The sequence below is a fragment of the Psychromonas sp. genome (genome assembly GCF_983033635.1).
Genome location: NZ_CEZLMY010000046.1, coordinates 1 through 23,428 on the forward strand (window position 1 = coordinate 1; position 23,428 = coordinate 23,428).

Consider the following 23,428-nt stretch of genomic DNA (forward strand, 5'->3'; position numbering starts at 1 on the left):
TTACTAAAGAGGGTGAAAAAATGGTTTATAACCAATACAACTATCCGGAGAAATAAAATTAATTATTCGCAAACAGAATATAATTAATGATTATATTCTGTTTGTTTACTTATAAATAAAGCGTCTGTCGCGTTTTGATTAAAGATTAAAGATTAAAGATTAAAAATTATATTCAATACCGGCCATCAATTCAGTTTGTACATAGATTTCACCACTTACAGTAACCAGACACTGTCCATCACCACAAAAAAGAGTGCTATTTGAGTTCAATACAGTGCCGTAAACTCGAAGATCGCCACGCAGTGCCCACTGTTGGTTTAATTCGTAGCGCAGGCCCCCGGTAATATTTCCTGAGAAGGCGATCTCATTATCATAGCGGCTATTATCAGGCGTGAAAAATGTGGCACCGATACCTAAACCGAGACTGGTTGAAAATGGACTGTCATCTACAAATAAAACACGTCCGCCAAACTGTATGTAACTGAAATAGATATCTGTTGAAACGTTTTTTTCACCATCCATTTTTAAATTTTGTTTGGAATTGGAAAATAACAGTTCCCCCTCTTTGTTACGTTCGTAACGCCATGATACAGCTAATGCCTGGGCTAAGTTATCACTTACTTTTACTGTTTGCCCTGTTTCTGAGTCTTTTAAATTTTCACTTGTTCGCCCACCAAGAAAGGCACTCACAGTAACATAGTCGTCGACGGAGATTGATGTGGCAAAACTAGCAAGAGGCAGTGTAGACAAAACAATAAGTGGAATTAATTTTGTAAGTTTATTCATTTCATCACCCGTAAGTTTATTTAATAAAGTTGCTGGTACTTAGTAAACAGAGTAGTAGAAATAAATCTTGATTACGATATTTAAAATGTAAATGTTAGCCTGAATTAGCAAATTTATTTTTTATTACGACGTTGCCACTTTTTAGTTATGGTAAAACGCCAAAAAGCACGGAATAGGGCATATCCTAAAATTGAACTTGTGATACCAATAATAAAGCAGCCTAACAGTAGCGCAGGCGCAATGGTTTCCAGTATTTGACCTAGCCATGTAAACGACAGTTCAAAATTAAACTCAACAACCGGTTCTTGTAAGATAAATGCCCCGAAACGATATGCGCCATAGAATAATGGCGGCATAGTGATCGGGTTAGAGATCCAGACTAAAGCGACAGAGAGGGGAAGGTTTACAGTAAAGATCATGGCTATAACTGCTGCCAATAGCATTTGAAACGGGATCGGCATCCAGGCACAAAATAAACCCACGGCCACAGCACCAGCTGCACTACGGCGGTTTAAATGCCATAAATTGGGGTTATGTAAAGCTTCGCCAAAGTGTTTAAGGTGAGGGTGTGCTTTTAATGTTTCTGGATTTGGCGAAAAACGCTTAATAAATTTTTTTGGCATATAATTAGGATTTATTGTTAATGAATTCGGATAATAATGCGCATAGTTTTGTGGCTAGCAATTGCTGTTTTTGTATCAAGCCTATTTTGGCCGCAGCTATTAAATGATAAAAGCATTATTTACTGTCTGGTTATGTTTTTTGTTTTATTAACCCTGCCACGTTTACGTATTTTAGCAGTAATTCCGCTTAGCGCTGTTTATTTTACATTTTATGCGCACTTAACATTGACTGGAAGTTTACCCATATCTCAGTTAAATATTGCGCTGCCTTTCTCTAACTCTACTTCTTTACAAGCGCTTGTTGACGGGCAAGACCATAACATAATAGTGCAAGTTAATTCATTAATAAGTAATAAAAATAAAGGTTATTTTACGGCTAAATTAATTGAACTTGATGGTCATCACTTAAATTATTCTCCACAGTTAGAGATGCGTTGGTATAAGCCGACATTAGATGTCCAGGCGGGAGAAAGACACCGTTTTAGAGTTCGTTTTAAACCAGTTTATGGACCAAGGGGGTTATACCAGCCGGATTCGATGGTCAAAAATGGCGTTTTTCTCAGCATATCGCTTATCAGGCAAGAATTAAAGCGCATCTGTCACTGCAATCAGGCAAACTTTCTTTTCGCGCTTATTTATATCAGAAAGTTAAAACGCTATCAGATTCTTTAAATAACCAAGGCATTATTTTAGCACTCTCTTTTGCCGATAAAACATTAATTAGTCTGCAAAAAAAAGAGCAGATCAAAAAGCTTACTATTTCACATCTGTTTGCTATTTCGGGTTTACATATTGGTTTGCTTTTTTCCTTTGTTTATCTGTTGTTACATCTATTGGTGAGTCGTTTTTTTGCGCAACGCTATCTAGGTTGGATCTCTTGGCGTTTGGTTAATTTTACCGCCTTGGCCGGGGCGCTGTTTTATGCCTACCTTGCTGGCTTTTCGCTACCTACGCAACGCGCATTTTTAATGTTGTTATTTGCAGTGTTAGTTTTATCTATGAAACGAAAATGTGCTCTATTTGATCTACTGAGCGTAACCCTGTTTGTTATTTTATTGTGGGATCCATTATCTGTATTGAGTTTAAGTTTATGGTTATCTTTTGCCGCTGTTTCTATTATCTTAATTGTTTTATGGCGTTTTCCGAGTGTTACGCAACTGCAAAAACAGGGGGAAATAGATAGCCGGTTTTTTGTTATCAGGCGCTATTTGAAATTCCTGTTTTTAATTCAATTATCCTTAACTTTATTAATGATGCCGATCCAGTTGGTAAGCTTTTCCGCATTTAGTTTGTTATCACCCTTTATTAATTTTATTGCCGTTCCTCTTTTTTCGCTACTAATTATCCCTTTGATTTTGTTAGGTTGTTTGTTTTCACTTGTCGCAGAGCCGATTGCACTGCTGCTCTTTTCAAGTGCCGATCGGATAATCAGTTTTTTCTTTACACTCTTTGCTGGGGGCGAAGCAGCTTATCAAACCTATTCAGCTGCTTATTCAGGGCTTATTATTCTCTTAATCAGTTTGAGTGTTGTTGTATTTATTATTCATTTTCAGGCAGGTAATAATCGTAAAATCAGCTATATTTTTGCCGTTACTATGCTTAGTTTTGCTTTCCTTTCATTTTGGAAAATAAAAGATAATGATCCAGCACAATGGTTTGTTGAGGTCATGGATGTTGGCCAAGGTTCGGCGGTACTGGTTAGAAGCCAGGAGCAAACATTGCTCTATGATACAGGTCCGCGTTACCCGTCAGGTTTTAGCTCTGCCGCAAGTGAAATTGTGCCCTATTTACATTCACTTGGTATTGAGCAGTTAGATTATTTAGTTATTAGTCACAGTGATATTGACCATGCAGGTGGATTTGCGGTTATCAATGAAGCATTCAAACCTAAGCTGATTATTCTCGGCGAATCATTAGTTCAAAATAAAACCGCTAATATAAATGCACTATTATGCAAAGCGGGTGATCACTGGTCTTTGGGGGCACTGTCTGTTGATGCTTTATCACCATTTTCTTTAACTAAGAATAACAATAATAATTCCTGTGTATTACATGTAAGTGATGGCAAACATTCGTTATTGCTAACCGGGGATATTGAGAAAAAACAGGAGTTATTATTGCTTGAAAAATTGGCATTGCCACTTCAAAGTGATCTATTATTTGCTCCCCATCATGGCAGTAAGCATTCGTCGAGTGAAGATTTTATTAAAATGGTTTCTCCGCAGTGGGTAATTTTTAATGCCGGATTTATGAACCATTGGGGATTTCGACTGCTGAGGTTAAATTACGCTATAAAAATCAGGCTGTTAAAATGGTAAATAGTGGTTTAAGCGGCTTTATTCGTTTTAATATAAGAAAAGAACAAATTAAGATGCAAACATATAGAGAAGATCTTGCATCTTATTGGTATCATCATTCTTTGTCTCTCTCAACATACTAAACAACTGTGTGATTAAGTTGTTTAATTATTTAATTATTAAATTATTTGGTATATCCATGGAAAACACAGAAGATAACGGCTGGCCGGTTTTTAAACGTTTAGTCGGTTACGTACAAGATTTTAAAATAGCGCTGTTTGTAGGCATTGTTGGCATGGTGGGTTATGCCAGTGTAGATATGTTACTTATCTGGTCGCTACAACCTCTGTTAGACAATGGTTTAACGGGGCAAGATCCAACGATTTTAAAGATGATGCCCTATTTTGTGGTAATTGTGATCGCTTTTCGTGGGCTCTTTGCCTTTCTCAGCTCCTACTGCATGGCGTGGGTAGGCAACCACGTGGTGATGAAACTACAACGACAACTGTTTAGCCAACTAATGGCGTTACCGATTAGCTTTTTTGACAAAACTAATACCGGCGATCTGCTTTCTAAAATTACCTATGATGCCAGTCAAGTCTCAAATGCAGCCAGTAATGCCCTTGTTAAAATATTTCGAGAAGGCGCGCTATTAATTGGTTTAGTGGCGATGATGTTCTATCAAAGCTGGCAACTATCAATGGTGTTTTTTATTGTCGCCCCATTAGTCGGCATTGCCATCAGCATTGTAAGTAAACGTTTTCGTAAAATTGGTAAAAACCTACAAAATGCAATGGGGTTAGTAACGACTTCATCAGAGCAGATGTTAAAGGGCCACAAAGAGGTATTGATGTTTGGTGGCCAACAGGTTGAAAGGGATAAGTTTGATAGGGTGAGTAATACCGTACGCACGCAAAATATGAAGATGGCCAGCGCTAATGCGATAAGCGTACCGATCATTCAAACTATTGCCTCTTTCGCCCTTGCATTTGTGCTCTTTTTAGCGACCTTCCCAGAGATCATGGATACCCTCTCGGCGGGTAAATTTGTGGTGATTATTAGCGCGATGATGGGCTTGATGAAACCGATTAAAAATATTACCCAAGTAAATAATGAAATACAAAAGGGGATTGCAGCCAGCAAAAGTCTATTTACTATGTTAGATAAAAGCGTGGCTAAAGATGAAGGTACGCTAGAGGTCAAACGTGTTAACGGTGATATTGAACTAAACAGTGTTATTTTTACTTATCCAAGTGCAGAAAAACCAGCATTAAATAATGTCAGTTTTGACTTGAAAGCGGGACAAACCTTTGCATTAGTAGGGCGCTCTGGCTCAGGTAAATCAACCATCGCTAACCTGTTAACTCGTTTTTATGATATTGATTCAGGCGCTATAAAAATTGATGGCGTCAATATTAATGAGTACACATTAAGTTCACTGCGTGATCAGGTGGCAGTGGTTTCACAAAATGTACATCTATTTAATGATTCCATCGCCAATAATATCGCTTATGCTGCGACGGATAAATACAGTCGTGATGATATTATTAAAGCGGCTGAAACGGCGCATGCGATGGAGTTTATCAGTAGTTTTCCCGAGGGATTAGACACGGTGATAGGCGAAAATGGCGCGCTACTTTCGGGTGGACAACGTCAGCGTTTAGCGATTGCACGTGCACTGCTACGTGATGCACCGATACTGATTTTAGATGAAGCCACCTCGGCATTAGATACGGAATCTGAGCGTCATATTCAAGCCGCGCTCGATGAACTACAAAAAAATCGTACCTCGATTGTGATTGCGCACCGTCTTTCCACCATTGAACATGCTGATCAAATTTTAGTGGTTGATGGAGGCTCGGTGGTTGAATCGGGTACACATGCACAACTTTTAGAGAAAAAATCGATTTACCACACTTTAAACAAGTTACAAGCATCGGGTGAACTGTAATGAAGTTTTGGTATCAAACGCTTAAATGGTGGGCTTGGGGCTTATATCCTTTCTCCCTATTGCTATTAATTATCAGCAAAGTACGCCGTTTTTGGTTACAAAAATCAGCACTAAAAAGCAGTGAAAACCGTTTGCCTGTTATTGTAGTGGGTAATATCTCCGTCGGTGGCAATGGTAAAACGCCCTTTGTTATCTGGTTATGCGAACTGCTTATTAAAGTGGGTTATAAACCGGGTATTATCAGTCGAGGTTATGGTGGGAAAAGTGCGTCTTATCCATTATTGCTAACCAGTGAAACTGAGGGAAATGAAGCAGGGGATGAGCCTGTCATGTTGTTTAAACGCTTAGGGATACCGATTGTGGTTGATCCTAAACGTGTAAATGCGGCTAACTACCTCAGTGAACAGTGTGATGTGGACATTATTATCACCGATGATGGTCTGCAACACTATGCCTTATCTCGTGATATTGAGATTGTCGTCGTGGATGGTAAACGCCGCTTTGGTAATCAAAAATTGATGCCAATGGGTCCCTTAAGGGAGCCCTTATCTCGCCTCAAAGAGGTTGATTTTATTATTAATAATGGTGAGCAAGCGGATAATGAAGTGACCATGTGGCTTGAGCCTCAAGCTTGTAAAGCTGTCGATGGACGTAAAGCATGTTTACCGAAACTAAGTAAAGCAAATGCGTGTGCAGCCATTGGTTATCCACAACGGTTTTTTGATACCCTGCAAAAACAGAATTTTGAGATAGACAAAGCGATTGCGTTTGCTGATCACCACGCTTTTAGCAAAGATGATTTTAAACAATTTGATAATGATATACCGTTATTGATGACTGAAAAAGATGCGGTGAAATGCACCACTTTCGCACAACCGAACTGGTGGTATTTACCGATTAGTGCGCAGTTACCAGCATCCTTTGAAAAACAGTTATTAGAGAAGATTAAGGAAATAAAATGATAGACATTAAATTGCTCGATATTATCGCTTGTCCAGTATGTAAAGGTAAATTGGCTTTCAAAAAAGAAACTAATGAGCTTATCTGTAAATTTGATCATCTTGCTTATCCGGTTGTTGATGGCATTCCTGCATTATTGCAAGTTCGAGCGCGCACCATTACGGCAGACGAGGAAGTATAACTATGTCTTTTATTGTTGTTATTCCTGCTCGATATCAGTCAACCCGCTTGCCTGCTAAACCACTGCTTGAGATTATGGGAAAAACCATGATTGAACGCGTCGCAGAGCAGGCCTTAAAAAGTGGTGCATCGCGAGTGATTGTCGCAACAGATGATCAGCGTATCCTTGATGCTTTAAGTGAAATAGATAAGATTGAAGTCTGCATGACCTCAAAAACTCATGAATCAGGCACGGATCGTTTAGCTGAAGTATGCCAAAAGTATCAATTTGCAAGCGATGAGATAATCGTTAATGTGCAGGGGGATGAGCCGTTAATTCCACCTGCGGTGATCCGCCAGGTTGCCACCAATCTGCATAATAACAGCAGTGCCAGTGTGGCTACATTAAGCGCACCTGTTGAAGAATTTGCAGATGTGTTTAATGCTAATGCTGTAAAAGTGGTCACAGATAAAAACGATATGGCACTTTATTTTAGCCGCGCTACAATTCCTTGGGATCGTGATGATTTCACTGCTGAAAATCAAAGTAAGCAGTTAGTTAATAGCAGCAACTTGCAACGCCATATTGGCATTTACGCATATCGAGTCGATTTTCTGGCAGAGTATGCGCAACTGTCCGTTTCTCCACTAGAATCAATTGAAAAGCTTGAGCAGTTGCGGGTGTTATGGCATGGTTTTAAAATTCATGTGCAACAAGCCTGTGAAGTGCCTCCTGCAGGTATTGATACGTTTGATGATTTACAACGTGTTATTGATTATTTATCGAATTAGGAAAAGTAATGAAAATTAAACTGTTACTTGTGTTTTGTATGAGCTTTGTACTCATTGCATGCAGTGATCAACGACAAGCTCGACTCAACAGCAATATTCAAAGCGCAGATTATCTGGTCAATAACTTAGGTCAGAACCTAGATGCAAATGCCATTCGTAATGCGATGATCTTACGCGAATATGCGAAATTGCTGGAGCAGGATAAACCAGAGCTTAAACCGCTGCTGGGGCAATTAAGTCGTGATGCAAGTCGTGACGGGCCAATGTTTCAGGGGCTGCAAAATCGTTTAAAAACCGTTAAAGAGCAGCCTCAGCTGTTAGGTGATATTGAAGCGCAGCTTTATGAAACAGAAAACTTAATAGAAGCGTCAGATCCTAGCCTTTTCAATGACGCATTGTCCGATCCTATCAATGTTATCGCTGATATGTCCGATGGGAAATTAGCGCGTGTTAATGCCATCAGCAAACAGCAGAGTTTGCAGGCAAATGGTGCTGAAGATAATGGAGCAGGCAGTCAGTTAGTCGGTAATCCGGGTTACGGGAATTGGCAGACCAATAGCAGTGGCATGTCATTTTGGCACTGGTATGGTATGTATTCGATGTTTTCAGCAATCACTAACCCTGTACGTTATGACAGATGGTCATCACGCCGTGATTACAGTTATTACAATGATTATGGTCGCAACCGTTATACCTCACCACAACAGTCAAAATCACAAGATAATTTAGCGAAAAGAACTAAAAAGCAGTTTGCCAATAAAGGCGGCTTTAAAAGCCCGTATGCAAAATCGAAAACGGGTGCAAGTCGCATGTCCTCTTCAAGTCGACAAGCACAAAAAGCAGCTCCTTTTTCAGGTAAATCGAGTTTCTCAAAAGCAAAATCATCAAGCAGTTTCAGAAATAGTAAATCCACTACTTCTCGTGGCATAAGTCGCGGAAAATAAGGTAAAAATATGAATGAATTAATGACAACGTTAGGACACAGCAGCTCGCTTGTTGGTTATTTACTAATTGATATGGCAGTGGCGATTCTTTTATTAGGCGGGATCCGCTATACCATGGGTTTTATTGGTAAAGTTGATACCAAAGATGAACTGGCTAAAAAAGATAACTTTGCATATGGAATCAGTATGGCCGGTGGTGTGGCTGCCATGGGGATAGCACTCAGTGGCGCAATTACTGGAGAGTTAGCCGGCTCATATGCAGTTGAATTAATGGGGATGCTTATTTACGGCGTAGCAGCTTTAATCATGATTAAAGCTGGTCGCTATATCCATGATAAATTTGCACTGCCTGATTTTCATAAGCATCAGCAAATCTTACAAAGAAATACCTCTGTAGGTATCGTTGATGCGGCCTCTGTAATAGCTACCGCGATTGTGGTTCGTGCCGCTTTGATTTGGGTTGAGGGCATGGACCTCAGCACCTTTATCGCGTTAGCTTCAGCCTGGATTGTTTCACAAATTATGCTGGTGATTATTACCCGACTCTTCGAGTGGCAATACGCTCGTAATAGCGGTGTCAGCTTTCAAGCAACGTTAGAAGAAGGGCAAATTGCACTGGCAATTCGTTACTGTGGTTACCTGATTTCAACGGCGATGTCGGTAACTGCGGCGAGTTATTTTATTAGTTATGATCCACAAAACGTATGGGTTGGTATTACTCAATGGGCGGTTATGAGTGTGATATTGATGATTTCATTAACCTTATTGACTATGCTTGCAAAACTGATTGTATTGTGGGGAATTAACCGTCGGGAAGAGGTTGAAGATCAACAAAATGTCGGTATTGCAACCATTGAATTGACGACCTCATTTTCAATCGCACTATTATTAATGGCATTAATGACATAAACCCAACATTAAGAATTAATTTTTAATAAAGGTCATCACAGAGTTGATGGCCTTTTTTTTTAGCATTATACCAAATCCAATAATTTTCTATTCATTTATGTTTGTTAAAATAAATGCTAGCTTCGTTATTGATTTTGTAATTAGAACAACTAGTTACTTCAATCAATGCCTTGCTTTTATCCATTTTTCCTACGCCTAAATAGAGCATCTAATTAACGGAATTGGTATTAAAGAGAATATAGATGCACGATCCTAAAAAATTAAGACTGTTGATTGATGACAGCCTGCTGATATTGATTATGGCAACACTCGCTTGCTGCGGAATGATTTATGAGTATCTGCTTTCTCACTATTCCGCGCGAATTCTCGGCAGTGTTGAAACCGTTATTTATGCGATTATCGGTATTATGATTGTATCAATGGGCTTAGGTGCCTTTGCAGCCAAAAAAATAAAAAATGAATTTCAAGGTTTTGTTATTTTAGAGTTAATAGTGGCTTTTATTGGTTGCAGTGCGACACTTTTTATTGCCGCTGTTATCGCCTTTAATCAAACCTTACCGCAGTTAATTGCCGAAACTTATCAAATCCCGATGGATGCTTTGCCGCGAGGCGGATTCCTGGCGCAGCTCAGCTGGCTGAGCACGCAGCTGCCATACCTGTTTGCCTTTATATTAGGCTTTTTAATTGGTATGGAAATCCCGTTAATCGCACGTATTCGAGAAGCTGTTTACGGCCATCATTTGGCAAATAACGCCGGCACCATTTATGGTGCGGATTATATCGGCGCTGGTATTGGGGCTGCTATTTGGGTGTTAATAATGTTGCGCATTGAGATAAGCCAAGCGGCTGCACTTACTGCAACGCTTAATCTTATCGCCGGATTTGTATTTTTGATCCGTTTTAGAAAATATTTAAAACATCTTAAAGGCTTATTATTAGGCCATGCAGTATTAACAATATTAGTTGTGTTAGTTTTTCAATATGGCGGTTTCTGGCAAAAACAGATGCAGAATATGCTCTATCTGGACAAGGTGGTTTATCAGACACAAACGCCTTATCAAAATCTAGTATTCACTCAGCGGCATTTAGGTGGTGAAATGGAGCCTATTTATAACTTCTATATTAACGGACGGCTGCAGTTTTCCAGTTTAGATGAACAGATTTACCATGAGTTTTTAGTACACCCTGCAATGCAGGCATCTGCCCGACAAGATAATATTTTAATTATTGGCGGGGGAGATGGTTTAGCACTGCGTGAGGTTTTAAAATGGCAACCCAAAGCGGTGACCTTGATCGATCTGGATCCGAATCTAGTGGCACTGTTTAAGTCACCACAAAGCAAGTTACCAGAATATTTAGCAGATAAAATTGAGCGTTTAACAAAGAATAGTTTTAATGATCCACGTGTTAATGTGATTAATGATGATGCATTTATCGCGATTGACCGTTTATTACAGAAAAAACAGATTTTTGATGCGATTATTGTCGATTTACCCGATCCTAGCCATCCGGATTTAAACAAGCTATACAGTGTTAATTTTTATTATCGTCTAAATCACTTATTAAACGCGGATGGGACTATGGTGGTGCAGTCAACATCCCCATTTCATGCGCAGAATGCCTTTATATCAATTGCAAAAACGATGCAGCAGGCTAAATTCACACAGGTTGAACAATACCACCAAAATGTTCCATCTTTTGGGGAGTGGGGTTGGACCATAGCGACTAAAGCAGGTGCGCGTGCCAGTGAACGTTTACAAAGTAAGGGAGATTTGGCAGTTGAGACGTCTTGGTTAACTCCTCCATTACTGCAAAGTGCCTTTGTTTTTAATAAGGGATTTTATGCAGATAAAAAACATATAAAGGTTAACCACTTAGGCTCTAATCAGCTTTATCAGTATCATCAGCAAGCGTGGGAAAGGGAGACTGAGCTTTCGCCTTAATCATTTTTATCAGCTATTGATTATTTTTATAATTAAAGTATATTCGCTCCTGCAAATGGACTTGATGGATTTTTGCGCAGTTAAAGTGCGAAAATTAAGCTGTGTAGGATGCGAATTCCACTTAAGTTAAGGCTGTCTATTTATGCAAATCAATGGCTACCAACAGATCCAATCTATGGCTACTTCGACTTCAGCACCCGCAACTGAAGCTGTTAAAACAAATCCCGGCGTAGCAGCTGAACCCGGCGTACAGGTCAATATTTCTGCGCAAGCGATGCAGATTGCTCAACTTGATAACTCATCAATAAAAAATACAGAGTCTCAGATTCAAGCTGTTCCTTTGCCGGAGCAACCAGATACCCCGTTAACGGGTGAGAAATTGCAGCAATACGCTCAATTTAAAAAAGCTCAAGTTCAGTATCAAGTTCATGCCGATATGGCGAATATGATGACAGGTAACGGTGGCACAATGTCTGCTCCGACAGCTTATTATTTATCGAATAATGAAGATGCTCGCGAAACTGTTTTACAGCAACAAGCAATGCAGCAACAAGCACAAAACATGCAGCTCTATCAAGATACAACTCGCTCAATAGATGATCAATATGATGATTAATTATTAATCGTCAGCTATCAATTGCTCTGAAAATTCGCTATAATTCGCGCCCAATTTATTAGCGTTAAGAAAGGAATTATAAACCGTGTTTGAATTTCCCAAATTCAGTAAGAGCAGTGTTAAAAATGATGTGTTATCGGGATTAACCGTTTCACTTGCATTAGTACCGGAGGCCGTTGCATTTGCATTTGTTGCAGGTGTTGATCCTATGGTTGGTTTATACGCAGCCTTTATGGTGGGGTTAGTTACCGCTGTTTTTGGTGGACGACCGGGTATGATTTCAGGTGCGACGGGGGCGATGGCCGTCGTTATGGTGTCACTGGTTGCTGAACATGGTGTACAGTACTTGTTTGCTGCCGTGTTACTAGCCGGACTGGTGCAAATTTTATTTGGTGTATTTCACCTTGGTAAATTTATCCGTATGGTCCCTCATTCGGTGATGATCGGTTTTGTTAATGGTTTGGCAATTGTTATTTTCTTAGCGCAACTAGGGCAGTTTAAGGTTAAAAATGCGGCGGGCCAATTTGAATGGTTACAAGGCTCTCCACTGTATATTATGCTCGCGTTAGTTCTCTTGACCATGGTAATTATTCATTTCTTACCAAAACTCACCACAGCAGTGCCATCAACTTTAGCTGCAATTGTGATTGTGACATTACTGGTTTACTTTATTCCAGCCATCGATACACGTACCGTTGTTGATTTTTTACGTACTATGTCGGGTAATGAAAATGCGACTATTGCTGGTAGCTTACCAACTTTTGCATTTCCTGCTGTTCCTTTTTCAATGCAGACATTACAGATTGTTTTGCCTTACTCATTGATTCTTGCGGCTGTTGGTTTGATTGAATCCTTATTAACCTTAACGGTTGTTGATGAGATGACCAATACCCGTGGTCGTGCCAATAAAGAGTGTATCGCGCAGGGCGCATCAAATATGGTTAATGGTGTATTTGGCGGAATGGGTGGTTGTGCAATGATCGGCCAGTCGATGATTAATATTAATTCTGGTGGTCGCGGCCGTTTATCCGGCATAACGGCGGCGTTAGGGTTATTAGCATTTATTTTATTTGCATCAGGCTTAATTGAAATCGTACCGTTAGCCGCGCTGGTTGGTGTGATGTTTATCGTTGTGTTAGGTACTTTTGAGTGGGCATCATTTAAAATGATGCGTAATGTGCCGAAAAAAGATGCTTTTGTTATTGTCTTGGTGAGTGCCGTTACTGTCTTTACTGACCTGGCGATTGCGGTATTTGTGGGTGTAATTGTCTCAGCATTAGTGTTTGCCTGGGAGCATGCGCGTCATATTCATGCAGTCAGTGAAGTTAGTGAAGACGGCAAAGAGAAAACCTACAGTGTGAATGGTCCGCTGTTTTTTGGTTCTGTAAGCAATTTCTTAGAGTTGTTTGATGTTAAGAATGATCCGCACCATGTGATTGTTGATTTTGCAACATCACGTGTTGTTGACCACTCTGCGATTGAAGCGATCAGTGTATTAACCGATCGTTATGTTCGCGAGGGTAAGAAGGTTCATATCCGTCATTTGAGTCGTGATTGCCGTAAGCTTTTACATAAAGCTGGCGTATTGGTTGAAATTAACTTAATTGAAGACCCATCGTATAAAGTTGCATCAGATACGCTAGGGTAAATGCATTAGTGACTGAGAATTTGATTTAATTGAAGATCCGTTAGGTTAAATCAGATAAACAGCAGATATAAAAAAACAGGTCTTTTGACCTGTTTTTATCTGTTTGAAACAGGTGTGGGTTGATAAAGAGCATCACATTTTGGACTTAGATTCGCTGTTTTAGCATTCCAAATTGAAAACCAAATATGTTTGTTACGTAGTGTCTTTTTTTTATGTCTCATCTTATTTCCTTTTTGATTTATTTGTGCATAATTTAGCTGCGTTATATTACAAACAGATGACAGCTGTTCGCATGTTTTATAAAGCTAACTTGCGAAAGAACAAAGAATCTTTTTTTTTTCTGTAAGATAATTCGCGAAATTTAGTAGGATTACCACAAATAAGTATGTGGGTTGGTTTTGTTGAGTAGTTTGTGTCGATTTGTGTCGATTTGCGTTGATTTGCGCAAAACTTTATTGATCATTTAATCACATCTAATAAAAAAACAGGTAAACTACTTCCTGCTAAGATGCTCGAACGACTTGGAAATGCCTATTCCTGCATTTCCAAGTGGCTTGGACATATATTATGTTTCCAGTATTAAACGATAAAGAAAAACTGTCATAAAGATGTCGTGTTTTTATCGTATAACGATTTCGAATAATAATGCTCAAATAATTTAAAAATTCGCATCTGCAGTTTTTAGATGTTTGGGTTAATTGTCAATTTATGTAATTAGTCGAGGTAACAAGTGATTAAAAAAATCGGTGTTTTAACAAGTGGTGGCGATGCGCCAGGTATGAACCCAGCTGTACGCGCAGTTGTACGTACCTGTCTAGCAAATGATATTGAAGTTTTTGGTATCTATGATGGTTATGCAGGGCTTCATCAAGGTAAAATTGAAAAACTGAATCGTCACGCTGTTTCTGACATTATTAACCGTGGCGGTACTTTTTTAGGTAGTGCACGTTTTCCTGAGTTTAAAGAAGAAAGTGTTCGTAAAGAAGCGATTAAAAATTTAGAAAAACACGGTATTGAAGCGCTTATTGTAATCGGTGGCGATGGTTCATACATGGGTGCTAAAAAACTGAGTGAAATGGGTTACCCATGTATCGGTATTCCTGGCACAATCGATAACGATATCGCAGGTACGGATTACACCATCGGTTTTATGACTTGTCTAAATACAGTTGTTGATGCAGTGGACCGTTTACGTGATACCTCTTCTTCACATAACCGTATTTCTATTGTTGAAATCATGGGCCGTTACTGTGGTGATTTAACCCTATGGGCTGCAATTGCAGGTGGCAGTGAATATGTAATCGTTCCTGAAGCGGGTTTTGATGAAGAGGAATTGCTAGTACAAATTCAACGTGGTGAAGAAAAAGGTAAAAAGCATGCGATTATTGCTATTACTGAACATATTGCCGATGTTAATGAATTAGCTAAACGTATTGAAGATAAAACTGGCCGTGAAACGCGAGCAACTATTTTAGGCCATATTCAACGTGGCGGAACACCAATGGCATTTGACCGTATTCTAGCGAGTCGCATGGGTGCTCATGGTGTTGAGCTGCTAATGGAAGGCAAAAGTGCACGTTGTATCGGTATTCAAAATGGTAAAATGGTTGATCATGATATCATTGAATGTCTGGAAGATATGAAACGTCCATTCCGTCGTGATCTATACGATTTATCACACGCTTTATTCTAAAATAAATGTGTACTTAATTATTTTAAAAAGCCTACCATCTGGTAGGCTTTTTATTATCTAATGGATTATTAATGAATACACAACCCAAAGCATATCAGGCATTAGTTGAGCTTGGCCAAATTCCCGAAATAAAAGACAATGCCCGAGAAATAAATGAGATGTTGGGCTTTATCTCTGTTATTGCCGCTACCCCGGAGCCGCTTGATCTACAAGACTGGTTTCCCCTGTTATGGGCACAAGGTTTAGCACCCTCATTTAGTAATGAGACGCTTGCTAGTGATTTCGCCGCTGCCGCACTGCAATTTTATGAAGACTGTTTAGTAAATTATCAGCAATCAACCCCTTTATCTTTGCCGGCCGAGTTATGGCTAAATGAATATCAGCAAGTGACTGAACAAGGTATCGCATTCGCATCCGGGTATCTGGCTGGTTTTCATAGCACAGAGGATATTTGGCAAAGTCTGAACTTAATACCTGGCTCTGAGCCTGAACAGTTATTACAAACAACTATGTTGTTATTAAGTAAGATGGCAACACCAAACAGCAACGATCCACAAATGCAGGCGTTATTTGTGCAGTTGCCAGGCATGGATGAAATCATCAGTTCTCTGCCGTCATTATTAAGTGCATTAGGGCATTTTTCTGTGCTGGTTGCTGATAATGTCTGAATATAAAGCAGAGGAGCTGTCTAAGTATGCGGGTTATTTTTCACTGCTTTACGAAAATGATGATTTTATCGTTATCAATAAGCACGCTGATATTAACTTTCATAGTGAAGATGGTGAGTTTGGCGTGGTAGTGGCTGTTGAAAAAGCACTGGCATGCAAGCTTTATAGTGTTCATCGACTTGATAAAATGACCTCAGGACTTTTATTGCTGGCTAAATCCTCGCAAATTGCAGCGCAACTTGCCGCTCTGTTTTCAAACCATCAAATACAGAAATATTATCTGGCTGTCAGTGATAAAAAACCGAAAAAAAAGCAAGGCCTGATAAAAGGGGGGATGGAGAAATCCCGCCGTTCAATGTGGAAGCTAACAAAACAGAAGAATAATTTAGCGATCACCCAGTTTTTCAGTTACAGCCTGGAAAATGGCAAGCGCCTGTTTGTTATTAAGCCGCATACCGGAAAAACACACCAAATTCGCGTGGCCTTAAAGAGTATCGGCAGTGCTATTTGTGGCGATCCTTTATATGCTGAAAAGTCTTTACAGACAGGTGAATATGATCGCGCTTATCTGCATGCTTACCAGATAGATTTTTCTCTGAATAATCATGATTTTAGTTTTCAAGCATTAGCGGAGTCCGGCGATCTTTTTCACAGTGAATCCTGTGTAAATAAATTGCAGAATATTGGCGCGGTTGCCGATTTAGCCTGGCCAAAGATTTAAAGCTGTGTGGATGATAGTGGCTAACTTACTATACCCGTGATACCTCAATGTGCTGATTTTGCATCTTGAAGTAACATGGGTGTAAGTGAGCCCTTGCTTATCTGTTATGCTTTTCGATATGGCTATTAAGCAAATTCCGTCCAGATAGGCGCATGATCCGACGGTTTTTCAATGCCCCTTAATTCATAATCAATACCCGCATCGAGCGTTTTTTCTGCTAACTTTTCAGTTGCTAAAATCACATCAATTCGTAGTCCGCGATTATCATCAAAGCCTCGAGAACGGTAATCAAACCAACTGTATTGGTCATTTACTTCCGGATTTAATAAGCGGAAGGTATCAATAAAACCAAAATCCATCAGTTTTGCTAACCATTCCCGCTCTTCAGGTAAAAAGCTGCATTTCTTGGTTTTTAACCAACGTTTAGCATTATGCTCGCCAATGCCGATATCTAAATCGAGCGGAGAGATATTAATATCACCCATTACAATCACATTATCATCGCTTGTATGGTGTTTTTGCAGATAGCTGTTTAAATCTTGATAGAATTGGCGTTTATAAGGATATTTAATTTCGTGATCCTGGTTTTCACCTTGTGGGAAATATCCATTTAAAACCTGTGTTTTTTCACCTTGCTCATCTTCCAGGGTAACCATAATCATACGTTTTTGGTGATCGTCATTATCAGTAGGAAAGCCGTATTGCACTGCAACGGGTTCCTGTTTGCATAACATAGCAACACCGTAATGCGCTTTTTGACCATGAAAATAGACGTGGTATCCCATCGCTTCAACCGCTTTAATAGGGAAAGCATCGTTATCGACTTTTATCTCTTGTAAACCAATTACATCTGGCTGGTGTTTATCAATAATAGCTTGCAGTTGGTGAAGGCGAGCACGTAGCCCGTTGATATTGAATGAGATAACTTTCATAGGAAAAAGCCTTAATAGGGTAAATATTAAGGCTGAATGTACCTTGCTGAGGGGGATAACTCAACAGGCAGGGGTCATAATAAAGAAATTAGCTTAACGTCGCTAGCACGCGGTGCAGGTGATCTACTGTTTCCAAACCGCTATCAGTTAAGTAACCACCATCAGGCTGGCTAATTAAACCTTTGTCAAATAAAGATTTAGCTGAAGCAATAATGGCAGGGCTGGCATCATTGTGAATTTTAATACCTTCTAATTGAGATTTTTCAGGGAATTTGGCAAGCAGTTTCATTTCTTCAAATAAAGCATCAGGGTAGTTTTTAATCATTATAATTCACCTCTATTATTAACTTCTGGAACGTTCATTCATATAAACATAAGTTGTGATTGAATTGCAAATGTTAGAATCAGTGAATTGGGGGTAGATCATGCAATTTTCAAAATGGACAAAAGCAAGGCGCGACTTATTTTATCACTGCTATGGAACTCTTCCCTGTTTCAACCGCAAATACGGAACAATTCCGCCTTTCCACAATAGCTAAATCCTATTATAAAATATAACTGTTTGATAAACAGAACTGAAAAATGTAACGTTTACTTTTATTGTAAATATTTGATGGGCGTCTTTTTTGTGGAAATACGGAATTGTTCCGTCTAATAAGATGTTAGAGGTATCCATGGAATTTAAGCTTTGGTTGAAGAATCTTGATAAAATCACGTGTAGTAGAAAAAATGATTATTTGATAAACAAAACTTTTAAAGGTGTTCTCACATGGATTTATAAAACAGAATACCGAGGTGGATGTCATGACACTTCTGCAGCCCTATTTATGTTACTAAGTGAGCAAGGGATAGATTCAAAACTATGCATCGGTGAAGTTAAGATTGATGATACCAGTTACTTTGATCATTCTTGGGTTGAAATAGATGGGTTAATTCTTGATGCTTCTGTTTGTATGCCCAATATTGGAATTTATGCCTTTCCTCCTGTATATGCTTCTCAAAGTCTTTCCATGTTAGGTGAGCCATTAATAACATACGGTGCATCATCTCCTGTAGGTTTTGATGAAAAAGGAATGTTAATAAGTAGTATTAATTTATCTGATTACTCGCTAGGTAATGCCGACAATCCAAAAATATTGTGGGACTTAACCAAAATATTATCTAAAGAAATTGGCCTGAGGGTTAATGCTGGTAAATTAAAAAATAAATACGGTGCAGTTAAAAGAAGCTTAATTCGAGGGGCGAACTAGGGGGGGGGATTTTATTGGGGAACCGATGCCAAGGGTAAAGCGAGACTCAGGCGACGAACTGCTGTTAAGAAACAGAAAGCGACGCTGAGCGAATATTACCAATGGATTAAGGCCAAACGATCGCTCAAATTGAGAGAGTGGTTGCCGCAATTAAAACGAAAACTGCTAGGATTTAGGAATTACTTCGGGCTACCCGATAACAGTCGCAGTTTAGCGAACTTATACAGTTATGTTTTGCATACACTGTACAAATGGCTGAATAGGCGAAGTGGTCGGCAATGTTATAATTGGAGTGATTTCAATAAGATGTTAACGTATTTTTAAATTGAAGTACTAAAAGTCAGCAAACGAAATGTTGTTGTCGACTGGTATTAGGGGCGTGTTTTACACGAGTGAATATATAACTGAAGAGCCGGATGCGGTAGTTCCGCATGTCCGGATCTGTGTGGGGGCGGTCTGGTAACAGATCGCTCTACCACGATTATGCAAAGGAGAGCTCGGTGAATTATGGTGATGTTTTATCCTTTTGGTTCGACGAAATAGAACAATCTAAGTGGTGGGTTAAAGATATTAGCTTTGATCGACTTATTGAGGACAAGTTCTTAGCTTTACATGAGCAAGCTAACAAATGTGAACTATTTGAATGGAGATGTTCAGCTAAGGGGCGTTTAGCGGAAATTATTGTTTTAGATCAGTTTTCTAGAAATATATTTAGAGATACGCCTAAAGCATTTTTATCTGATCAATTAGCTTTAGCTCTTTCGCAAGAAGCTATCTCTCTTGGCAAGCACCATGAACTAAATGAAATAGAAAGAAGCTTCATGTATATGCCATACATGCATAGCGAATCATTGAATATTCATGACGTTGCTGTTGAGTTATATAAAAACAATGGTATTCAATCTAATTTAGATTTTGAAATTAAGCATCGAGATATAATTGCAAAATTTGGCAGATATCCCCATAGAAATGCGATTTTAAATCGTGTGTCTACAGCTGAAGAAATAGAATTTTTGAAACAGCCTGGATCTGCGTTTTAATTGCATATAACAAAGCAAATCACCGGACGCATTACGGCTGTCTCTGTCTCTGTTTTTGCTAAAAGCCAAAAAAACGCAAAAACAGCGCCAACTTACGCGCAGGTGTTTGCAGCGTTGAGGTCGTTATAGGAACTTGTTTATTCTGAAATTTGGCTGTAAAAGCATTCTACAGCTTAGTTATATACACAAGGATAATCATGCACAACGTGGAAATTACAAAATCTCAAGAAATGCTTCTCCAAATTACAAAAATTGTTGAAACTGAATGTGCTCAAGATGCAAGCAAACTATTAGCAGATGGCTTTGTTTTACTTGGTGTAAGCAATAGTATTTTTGAAGATAGTGAAAATCGTTTTGTTTATACCGTTGGTTTTCCTAAACCAATTGAAGAACTTAGTCACTGGGCTCGTTCTAACTTTTAACAAAGCAGAGCAATTGGAGGCAGAGTAAAATTAAATTTTAAATTTACTCTGACCCCAATTATCCCTTTTTTAATGAAAATGATGGAAAGGTTGAAATTTCATCCGCTTCTCTTAACTACTAACTACGAAAAGCTAACAAGTAGCGAATAATTCAACTGGATTTACAATGCGTGGTATTTTTACTTCCAATCGAATCAGGTGGTTACGGTGTAATGCGGAAACGCCTCAGTGCGTTGTTCACCGGTTAATTGGGCGTTGGTACAACTTACAAGGTTACCTAATACAATGAAAAAAAACGAAATTAGTATCGCCATTGTAAAAAATTCACAAAATTTATTTTTAATCTGTTTGCGGCCAAAAGGCGTGCACCAGGGAGAGAAGTGGGAGTTTCCTGGGGGGAAAGTTGAAAAAAGTGAAACGTCCGAGCAGGCGATGTGCCGGGAGTTATCGGAAGAGGTGGGATTAAATGCCATAAACTACCAGCTTATTGAATCAAAGTTTTTTGATTATGGCGATCAGAAATTAAATTTACATTTCTATCTGGTTACGCAGTTTGCAGGGGAAGCGCAAGGTAAGGAGGGCCAGCCGATTAAATGGGTCAGTAAAGCGCAATTAGCTTTATATTCATTTCCGCAGGCCAATCAAACTGTTATTGAGCAACTTTAGCTATCTGTTAAAACTGCTCTCTAATTCTCATAAAACTGGCAAAACGAGGCACATCGTTTTTGGTTTTACCGATATATTTATAAGTGATAGTTGAACCAATTGCAGGCGGATTTTCACGTTCAAGATCGGAAAATCCACCGCCAATTTTAAAGATAATACCCGCTTCTGTTTTTACCAATAGTGCGCCAAGTCTGCCGCTGTTTCGACCTTTTCCTGGAATATGTTGTAATACAACTGCTTCAGCATCTTGATGTTTTTTTAGTTTCATCAAATCCTTACTGCGTTTAGCCTGATAGTAAGCACTACCTCTATGCAGCATTAAACCTTCGCCACCTTTAGCTAGCACTTGTTCTAGTAATAACTGCAGCTCAGGATTGCTTTGCAGTTTTTGCTGTTTAATCATTTTAAGATAGGGAGAAGCACTGTTTTCAACAATCTTCTCCATCAGTTTTATTCGCTCACTGAAATCGACTAATGAGCCTGGCAGATCAAAAATCATAAAAGAGATTTTCTTCCACTCCTCTCTATCTGCCTGCTGTTTGCGCACAATACCTGATACCTTTTCAAATTGGTTGCGCTTTATCCATAGTTCACCATCGAGCGGGGTATCAGGAAAACCGTTAGTGAACCATAAGGGCGCGTTAAAAATATTACCTTGGCGAGAGATAAGGTTTTTACCATTCCAATAAGCACGGACTCCATCGAGTTTTTCACTTATCCAATACTCTTGAATATTAATATCCTGATGGTAAATCGTGGCAAGTTGAATTTGCGGAGCAGTGGCTGACTGTGCAAAAGGGGAAAACAGTAGTGTCAAACAAAAGATTAAAACAGCAGGCATAAATTGACTCCCTAAACAAAACTTATATCAGTCTAGGGAGTTTTTAAGTTAATGCAAATTACTCAACAAAACGCATTGAAAGATCAACTGCTTGTACATGTTTGGTAAGCGCACCAACGGAAATATAGTCAACTCCCGTTTTTGCATAGGTGAGAATTGTTTTGCGATTAACATTGCCTGATACTTCTAAATCTGCGGTATGATCATTTTTATTGTTAATCGCCACCGCCTCGATCATCATCGGCACGGTAAAGTTATCCAGCATCACTCGTTGCGCGCCTGCATCCAGAGCTAATTTTAGCTCTTCGATACTTTCAACCTCAACCTCAACCCAGCGCTCCGGATGTTGTTCATTGGCGATGGCTATCGCTTGCGCTATACCACCGCAGGCAAGGATATGGTTCTCTTTAATTAAATAAGCATCAAACAGCCCTAAACGATGGTTAAAACCACCACCACATAAAACCGCATATTTTGATGCATTACGTAAACCAGGTAAAGTTTTACGGGTATCGAGTAATTTACAATCGGTTTCTGCAATCAAATCTATGTACAGTTTAACTTTACTGGCAATACCTGAAAGTGTTTGTATAAAATTAAGTGCAGTTCGTTCACCCGTTAATAATGTGCGCGCCGAGCCTTCAAGAGAAAAAAGTTTGCTATTGGCTTTAGCAAAGTCACCATCTTTAACGAACCAGGTGATTTTTACATCTCCACCAAGTTGTCTAAACACTTCCTGAGTCCATGCTTGCCCACAAAAAACAGCATCTTCACGTGTAATAACAACTGCTTTTGCCTGTTTATCTTCAGGAATTAAATTCGCTGTGATATCACCCTCTGTCGGGGGCAATCCGTTTAAATCTTCATGTAAGGCAATTTTCACACTTTGTGCTATCTCTTGTGCAACCATGGTTTATTTCCATCAAACAATAAAAAAACAAATATTACCTGCAATGCCTTGTTAATAGCAATGATCTCAGACGCGAACTCTTATAAAATATACAATCATTAGCAAACTGGAGTATTTATGGCATTGATAATTGGTTTAACCGGGGGAATTGGTTGTGGTAAATCAACGGTATCCTCTTTTTTTTCTGAGCTGAATGTTACAACTGTCGATGCGGATCTTATTGCCCGTCAAGTTGTTACTAAAGGGCAACCGGCGTTAAAAAAAATTGAGGAACATTTCGGTAAAGAGATATTAATAGACGACGTGTTAAATCGCTCACTATTACGTGAGATTATTTTTCAGGATAATGGGCAAAAACAGTGGTTAAACAATCTCTTGCATCCGTTGATTCGAACTGAAATTATCCGTTTATTAGCAGAGGCTGACGGGCCCTATGTTTTATTAGAAGCGCCATTACTGTTTGAAAATAAATTAGATATTTTGACTGATTATGATTTTGTGGTGGATCTCGATCCCGAATTACAAATTAAGCGGGCAAGTGCCCGAGACGGCGTTTCAGTAGAAAATATAAAAGCAATTATAAATAGCCAAATAGATCGTAAACAACGCTTACAGAAAGCCGATTTTGTGATTGATAATAATGGTTGCTCACTGCAA

The 23,428-nt window shown here is 39.1% G+C and carries 26 protein-coding genes; 20 read left to right on the forward strand and 6 right to left on the reverse strand.

Translation table 11 applies throughout. From position 1 onward, the window contains the following. Positions 1 to 159: 159 nt before the first annotated feature. On the reverse strand, positions 160 to 786 hold the full coding sequence (locus tag AC4GME_RS08365; protein WP_490377511.1) for a porin family protein: 627 nt from the start codon (positions 784 to 786) through the stop codon (positions 160 to 162). Between the two features lie 113 nt (positions 787 to 899). After that, entirely contained in the window at positions 900 to 1,409 is a 510-nt protein-coding gene (locus AC4GME_RS08370; RefSeq protein WP_490377512.1) for a DUF2062 domain-containing protein, read from the reverse strand. Positions 1,410 to 1,445: 36 nt separating this feature from the next. On the opposite strand from AC4GME_RS08370, the gene AC4GME_RS08375 reads away from it, so the two are divergent. The 14 genes from AC4GME_RS08375 to AC4GME_RS08440 all read left to right on the forward strand — a co-directional run bounded on the left by AC4GME_RS08375 (position 1,446) and on the right by AC4GME_RS08440 (position 16,710). Then, positions 1,446 to 2,081 carry a hypothetical protein gene (locus AC4GME_RS08375; protein WP_490379227.1) on the forward strand — a complete coding sequence of 212 codons (636 nt, stop codon included), beginning with the start codon at positions 1,446 to 1,448 and terminating at the stop codon, positions 2,079 to 2,081. Continuing rightward, positions 1,976 to 3,727, forward strand: coding sequence for a DNA internalization-related competence protein ComEC/Rec2 (locus AC4GME_RS08380; RefSeq protein WP_490377520.1), 1,752 nt, complete (start codon positions 1,976 to 1,978; stop codon positions 3,725 to 3,727). Before AC4GME_RS08375 ends, AC4GME_RS08380 begins: the two co-directional genes overlap by 106 nt. Positions 3,728 to 3,905: 178 nt before the next feature. Beyond that, a complete protein-coding gene (gene msbA / locus AC4GME_RS08385) occupies positions 3,906 to 5,657 on the forward strand; it encodes a lipid A ABC transporter ATP-binding protein/permease MsbA (protein WP_490377514.1) in 1,752 nt (583 codons plus the stop codon). Then, positions 5,657 to 6,619 carry a tetraacyldisaccharide 4'-kinase gene (gene lpxK, locus AC4GME_RS08390; protein WP_490377515.1) on the forward strand — a complete coding sequence of 321 codons (963 nt, stop codon included), beginning with the start codon at positions 5,657 to 5,659 and terminating at the stop codon, positions 6,617 to 6,619. The genes msbA and lpxK overlap by 1 nt, the downstream gene beginning before the upstream one ends. Further along, complete coding sequence (locus tag AC4GME_RS08395; protein ID WP_490377516.1) at positions 6,616 to 6,798, forward strand: Trm112 family protein; 183 nt, start codon at positions 6,616 to 6,618, stop codon at positions 6,796 to 6,798. Before lpxK ends, AC4GME_RS08395 begins: the two co-directional genes overlap by 4 nt. A 2-nt stretch (positions 6,799 to 6,800) precedes the next feature. Continuing rightward, entirely contained in the window at positions 6,801 to 7,568 is a 768-nt protein-coding gene (gene kdsB, locus AC4GME_RS08400; RefSeq protein ID WP_490377517.1) for a 3-deoxy-manno-octulosonate cytidylyltransferase, read from the forward strand. An 8-nt stretch (positions 7,569 to 7,576) separates the two neighbouring features. Next, on the forward strand, positions 7,577 to 8,512 hold the full coding sequence (locus AC4GME_RS08405) for a hypothetical protein (RefSeq protein WP_490377518.1): 936 nt from the start codon (positions 7,577 to 7,579) through the stop codon (positions 8,510 to 8,512). Between the two features lie 9 nt (positions 8,513 to 8,521). After that, complete coding sequence (locus AC4GME_RS08410) at positions 8,522 to 9,421, forward strand: DUF350 domain-containing protein (RefSeq protein WP_490377519.1); 900 nt, start codon at positions 8,522 to 8,524, stop codon at positions 9,419 to 9,421. A 242-nt stretch (positions 9,422 to 9,663) separates the two neighbouring features. Further along, complete coding sequence (locus AC4GME_RS08415) at positions 9,664 to 11,364, forward strand: polyamine aminopropyltransferase (RefSeq protein WP_490378697.1); 1,701 nt, start codon at positions 9,664 to 9,666, stop codon at positions 11,362 to 11,364. A gap of 142 nt (positions 11,365 to 11,506) precedes the next feature. After that, positions 11,507 to 11,980: a hypothetical protein gene (locus AC4GME_RS08420; RefSeq protein ID WP_490378698.1), complete on the forward strand. Its 474-nt coding sequence runs from the start codon at positions 11,507 to 11,509 to the stop codon at positions 11,978 to 11,980. Positions 11,981 to 12,065: 85 nt separating this feature from the next. Then, positions 12,066 to 13,628, forward strand: coding sequence for a SulP family inorganic anion transporter (locus tag AC4GME_RS08425; RefSeq protein ID WP_490379228.1), 1,563 nt, complete (start codon positions 12,066 to 12,068; stop codon positions 13,626 to 13,628). 730 nt (positions 13,629 to 14,358) lie between these two features. After that, complete coding sequence (pfkA, locus tag AC4GME_RS08430; RefSeq protein ID WP_490378402.1) at positions 14,359 to 15,321, forward strand: 6-phosphofructokinase; 963 nt, start codon at positions 14,359 to 14,361, stop codon at positions 15,319 to 15,321. Between the two features lie 71 nt (positions 15,322 to 15,392). Then, a complete protein-coding gene (locus tag AC4GME_RS08435; RefSeq protein WP_490378401.1) occupies positions 15,393 to 15,989 on the forward strand; it encodes a UPF0149 family protein in 597 nt (198 codons plus the stop codon). After that, positions 15,982 to 16,710 (forward strand): TIGR01621 family pseudouridine synthase, encoded by a 729-nt coding sequence (locus tag AC4GME_RS08440; protein WP_490378400.1) that lies wholly within the window; start codon positions 15,982 to 15,984, stop codon positions 16,708 to 16,710. Before AC4GME_RS08435 ends, AC4GME_RS08440 begins: the two co-directional genes overlap by 8 nt. A gap of 125 nt (positions 16,711 to 16,835) precedes the next feature. On the opposite strand, the gene xthA is transcribed toward AC4GME_RS08440, so the two are convergent. Further along, positions 16,836 to 17,642, reverse strand: coding sequence for an exodeoxyribonuclease III (gene xthA / locus AC4GME_RS08445; protein ID WP_490378399.1), 807 nt, complete (start codon positions 17,640 to 17,642; stop codon positions 16,836 to 16,838). Between the two features lie 88 nt (positions 17,643 to 17,730). Beyond that, on the reverse strand, positions 17,731 to 17,967 hold the full coding sequence (locus tag AC4GME_RS08450; RefSeq protein WP_490378398.1) for a TIGR02647 family protein: 237 nt from the start codon (positions 17,965 to 17,967) through the stop codon (positions 17,731 to 17,733). Between the two features lie 349 nt (positions 17,968 to 18,316). Here AC4GME_RS08450 and AC4GME_RS08455 point away from each other — a divergent pair, with 349 nt between their 5' ends. The 5 genes from AC4GME_RS08455 to mutT all read left to right on the forward strand — a co-directional run bounded on the left by AC4GME_RS08455 (position 18,317) and on the right by mutT (position 21,020). Further along, positions 18,317 to 18,892 (forward strand): lasso peptide biosynthesis protein, encoded by a 576-nt coding sequence (locus tag AC4GME_RS08455; protein ID WP_490379229.1) that lies wholly within the window; start codon positions 18,317 to 18,319, stop codon positions 18,890 to 18,892. Between the two features lie 105 nt (positions 18,893 to 18,997). Beyond that, positions 18,998 to 19,216 (forward strand): group II intron maturase-specific domain-containing protein, encoded by a 219-nt coding sequence (locus AC4GME_RS08460; protein ID WP_490379232.1) that lies wholly within the window; start codon positions 18,998 to 19,000, stop codon positions 19,214 to 19,216. A 176-nt stretch (positions 19,217 to 19,392) separates the two neighbouring features. Beyond that, positions 19,393 to 19,932 (forward strand): DUF924 family protein, encoded by a 540-nt coding sequence (locus tag AC4GME_RS08465; RefSeq protein WP_490379230.1) that lies wholly within the window; start codon positions 19,393 to 19,395, stop codon positions 19,930 to 19,932. Between the two features lie 197 nt (positions 19,933 to 20,129). Next, the gene (locus AC4GME_RS08470; RefSeq protein ID WP_490376381.1) at positions 20,130 to 20,354 is read left to right on the forward strand and encodes a hypothetical protein; all 225 of its coding nucleotides are present in this window, start codon (positions 20,130 to 20,132) and stop codon (positions 20,352 to 20,354) included. A 285-nt stretch (positions 20,355 to 20,639) separates the two neighbouring features. Continuing rightward, positions 20,640 to 21,020, forward strand: a complete 381-nt coding sequence (gene mutT, locus AC4GME_RS08475; protein WP_490376382.1) for an 8-oxo-dGTP diphosphatase MutT — start codon at positions 20,640 to 20,642, stop codon at positions 21,018 to 21,020. A gap of 7 nt (positions 21,021 to 21,027) precedes the next feature. On the opposite strand, the gene AC4GME_RS08480 is transcribed toward mutT, so the two are convergent. After that, on the reverse strand, positions 21,028 to 21,861 hold the full coding sequence (locus AC4GME_RS08480) for a DNA ligase (RefSeq protein WP_490376383.1): 834 nt from the start codon (positions 21,859 to 21,861) through the stop codon (positions 21,028 to 21,030). 58 nt (positions 21,862 to 21,919) lie between these two features. Continuing rightward, complete coding sequence (gene nadC / locus AC4GME_RS08485; RefSeq protein ID WP_490376384.1) at positions 21,920 to 22,771, reverse strand: carboxylating nicotinate-nucleotide diphosphorylase; 852 nt, start codon at positions 22,769 to 22,771, stop codon at positions 21,920 to 21,922. Positions 22,772 to 22,888: 117 nt separating this feature from the next. On the opposite strand from nadC, the gene coaE reads away from it, so the two are divergent. Next, positions 22,889 to 23,428: dephospho-CoA kinase (gene coaE, locus AC4GME_RS08490; protein WP_490379231.1), on the forward strand; the 540-nt coding region annotated here is incomplete at its 3' end.

Bases quoted from the DNA above. Each gene is read 5' to 3' on its own strand.
- AC4GME_RS08450 (WP_490378398.1), bottom strand. From the start codon at position 17,967: ATGATTAAAAACTACCCTGATGCTTTATTTGAAGAAATGAAACTGCTT.
- AC4GME_RS08420 (WP_490378698.1), top strand. From the start codon at position 11,507: ATGCAAATCAATGGCTACCAACAGATCCAATCTATGGCTACTTCGACT.
- AC4GME_RS08455 (WP_490379229.1), top strand. From the start codon at position 18,317: ATGGAATTTAAGCTTTGGTTGAAGAATCTTGATAAAATCACGTGTAGT.
- AC4GME_RS08480 (WP_490376383.1), bottom strand. From the start codon at position 21,861: ATGCCTGCTGTTTTAATCTTTTGTTTGACACTACTGTTTTCCCCTTTT.
- AC4GME_RS08440 (WP_490378400.1), top strand. From the start codon at position 15,982: ATGTCTGAATATAAAGCAGAGGAGCTGTCTAAGTATGCGGGTTATTTT.
- AC4GME_RS08375 (WP_490379227.1), top strand. From the start codon at position 1,446: ATGCGCATAGTTTTGTGGCTAGCAATTGCTGTTTTTGTATCAAGCCTA.
- kdsB (WP_490377517.1), top strand. From the start codon at position 6,801: ATGTCTTTTATTGTTGTTATTCCTGCTCGATATCAGTCAACCCGCTTG.
- mutT (WP_490376382.1), top strand. From the start codon at position 20,640: ATGAAAAAAAACGAAATTAGTATCGCCATTGTAAAAAATTCACAAAAT.
- AC4GME_RS08435 (WP_490378401.1), top strand. From the start codon at position 15,393: ATGAATACACAACCCAAAGCATATCAGGCATTAGTTGAGCTTGGCCAA.
- AC4GME_RS08410 (WP_490377519.1), top strand. From the start codon at position 8,522: ATGAATGAATTAATGACAACGTTAGGACACAGCAGCTCGCTTGTTGGT.
- AC4GME_RS08470 (WP_490376381.1), top strand. From the start codon at position 20,130: ATGCACAACGTGGAAATTACAAAATCTCAAGAAATGCTTCTCCAAATT.
- msbA (WP_490377514.1), top strand. From the start codon at position 3,906: ATGGAAAACACAGAAGATAACGGCTGGCCGGTTTTTAAACGTTTAGTC.
- AC4GME_RS08395 (WP_490377516.1), top strand. From the start codon at position 6,616: ATGATAGACATTAAATTGCTCGATATTATCGCTTGTCCAGTATGTAAA.
- AC4GME_RS08405 (WP_490377518.1), top strand. From the start codon at position 7,577: ATGAAAATTAAACTGTTACTTGTGTTTTGTATGAGCTTTGTACTCATT.
- AC4GME_RS08370 (WP_490377512.1), bottom strand. From the start codon at position 1,409: ATGCCAAAAAAATTTATTAAGCGTTTTTCGCCAAATCCAGAAACATTA.
- nadC (WP_490376384.1), bottom strand. From the start codon at position 22,771: ATGGTTGCACAAGAGATAGCACAAAGTGTGAAAATTGCCTTACATGAA.
- xthA (WP_490378399.1), bottom strand. From the start codon at position 17,642: ATGAAAGTTATCTCATTCAATATCAACGGGCTACGTGCTCGCCTTCAC.
- lpxK (WP_490377515.1), top strand. From the start codon at position 5,657: ATGAAGTTTTGGTATCAAACGCTTAAATGGTGGGCTTGGGGCTTATAT.
- AC4GME_RS08365 (WP_490377511.1), bottom strand. From the start codon at position 786: ATGAATAAACTTACAAAATTAATTCCACTTATTGTTTTGTCTACACTG.
- AC4GME_RS08415 (WP_490378697.1), top strand. From the start codon at position 9,664: ATGCACGATCCTAAAAAATTAAGACTGTTGATTGATGACAGCCTGCTG.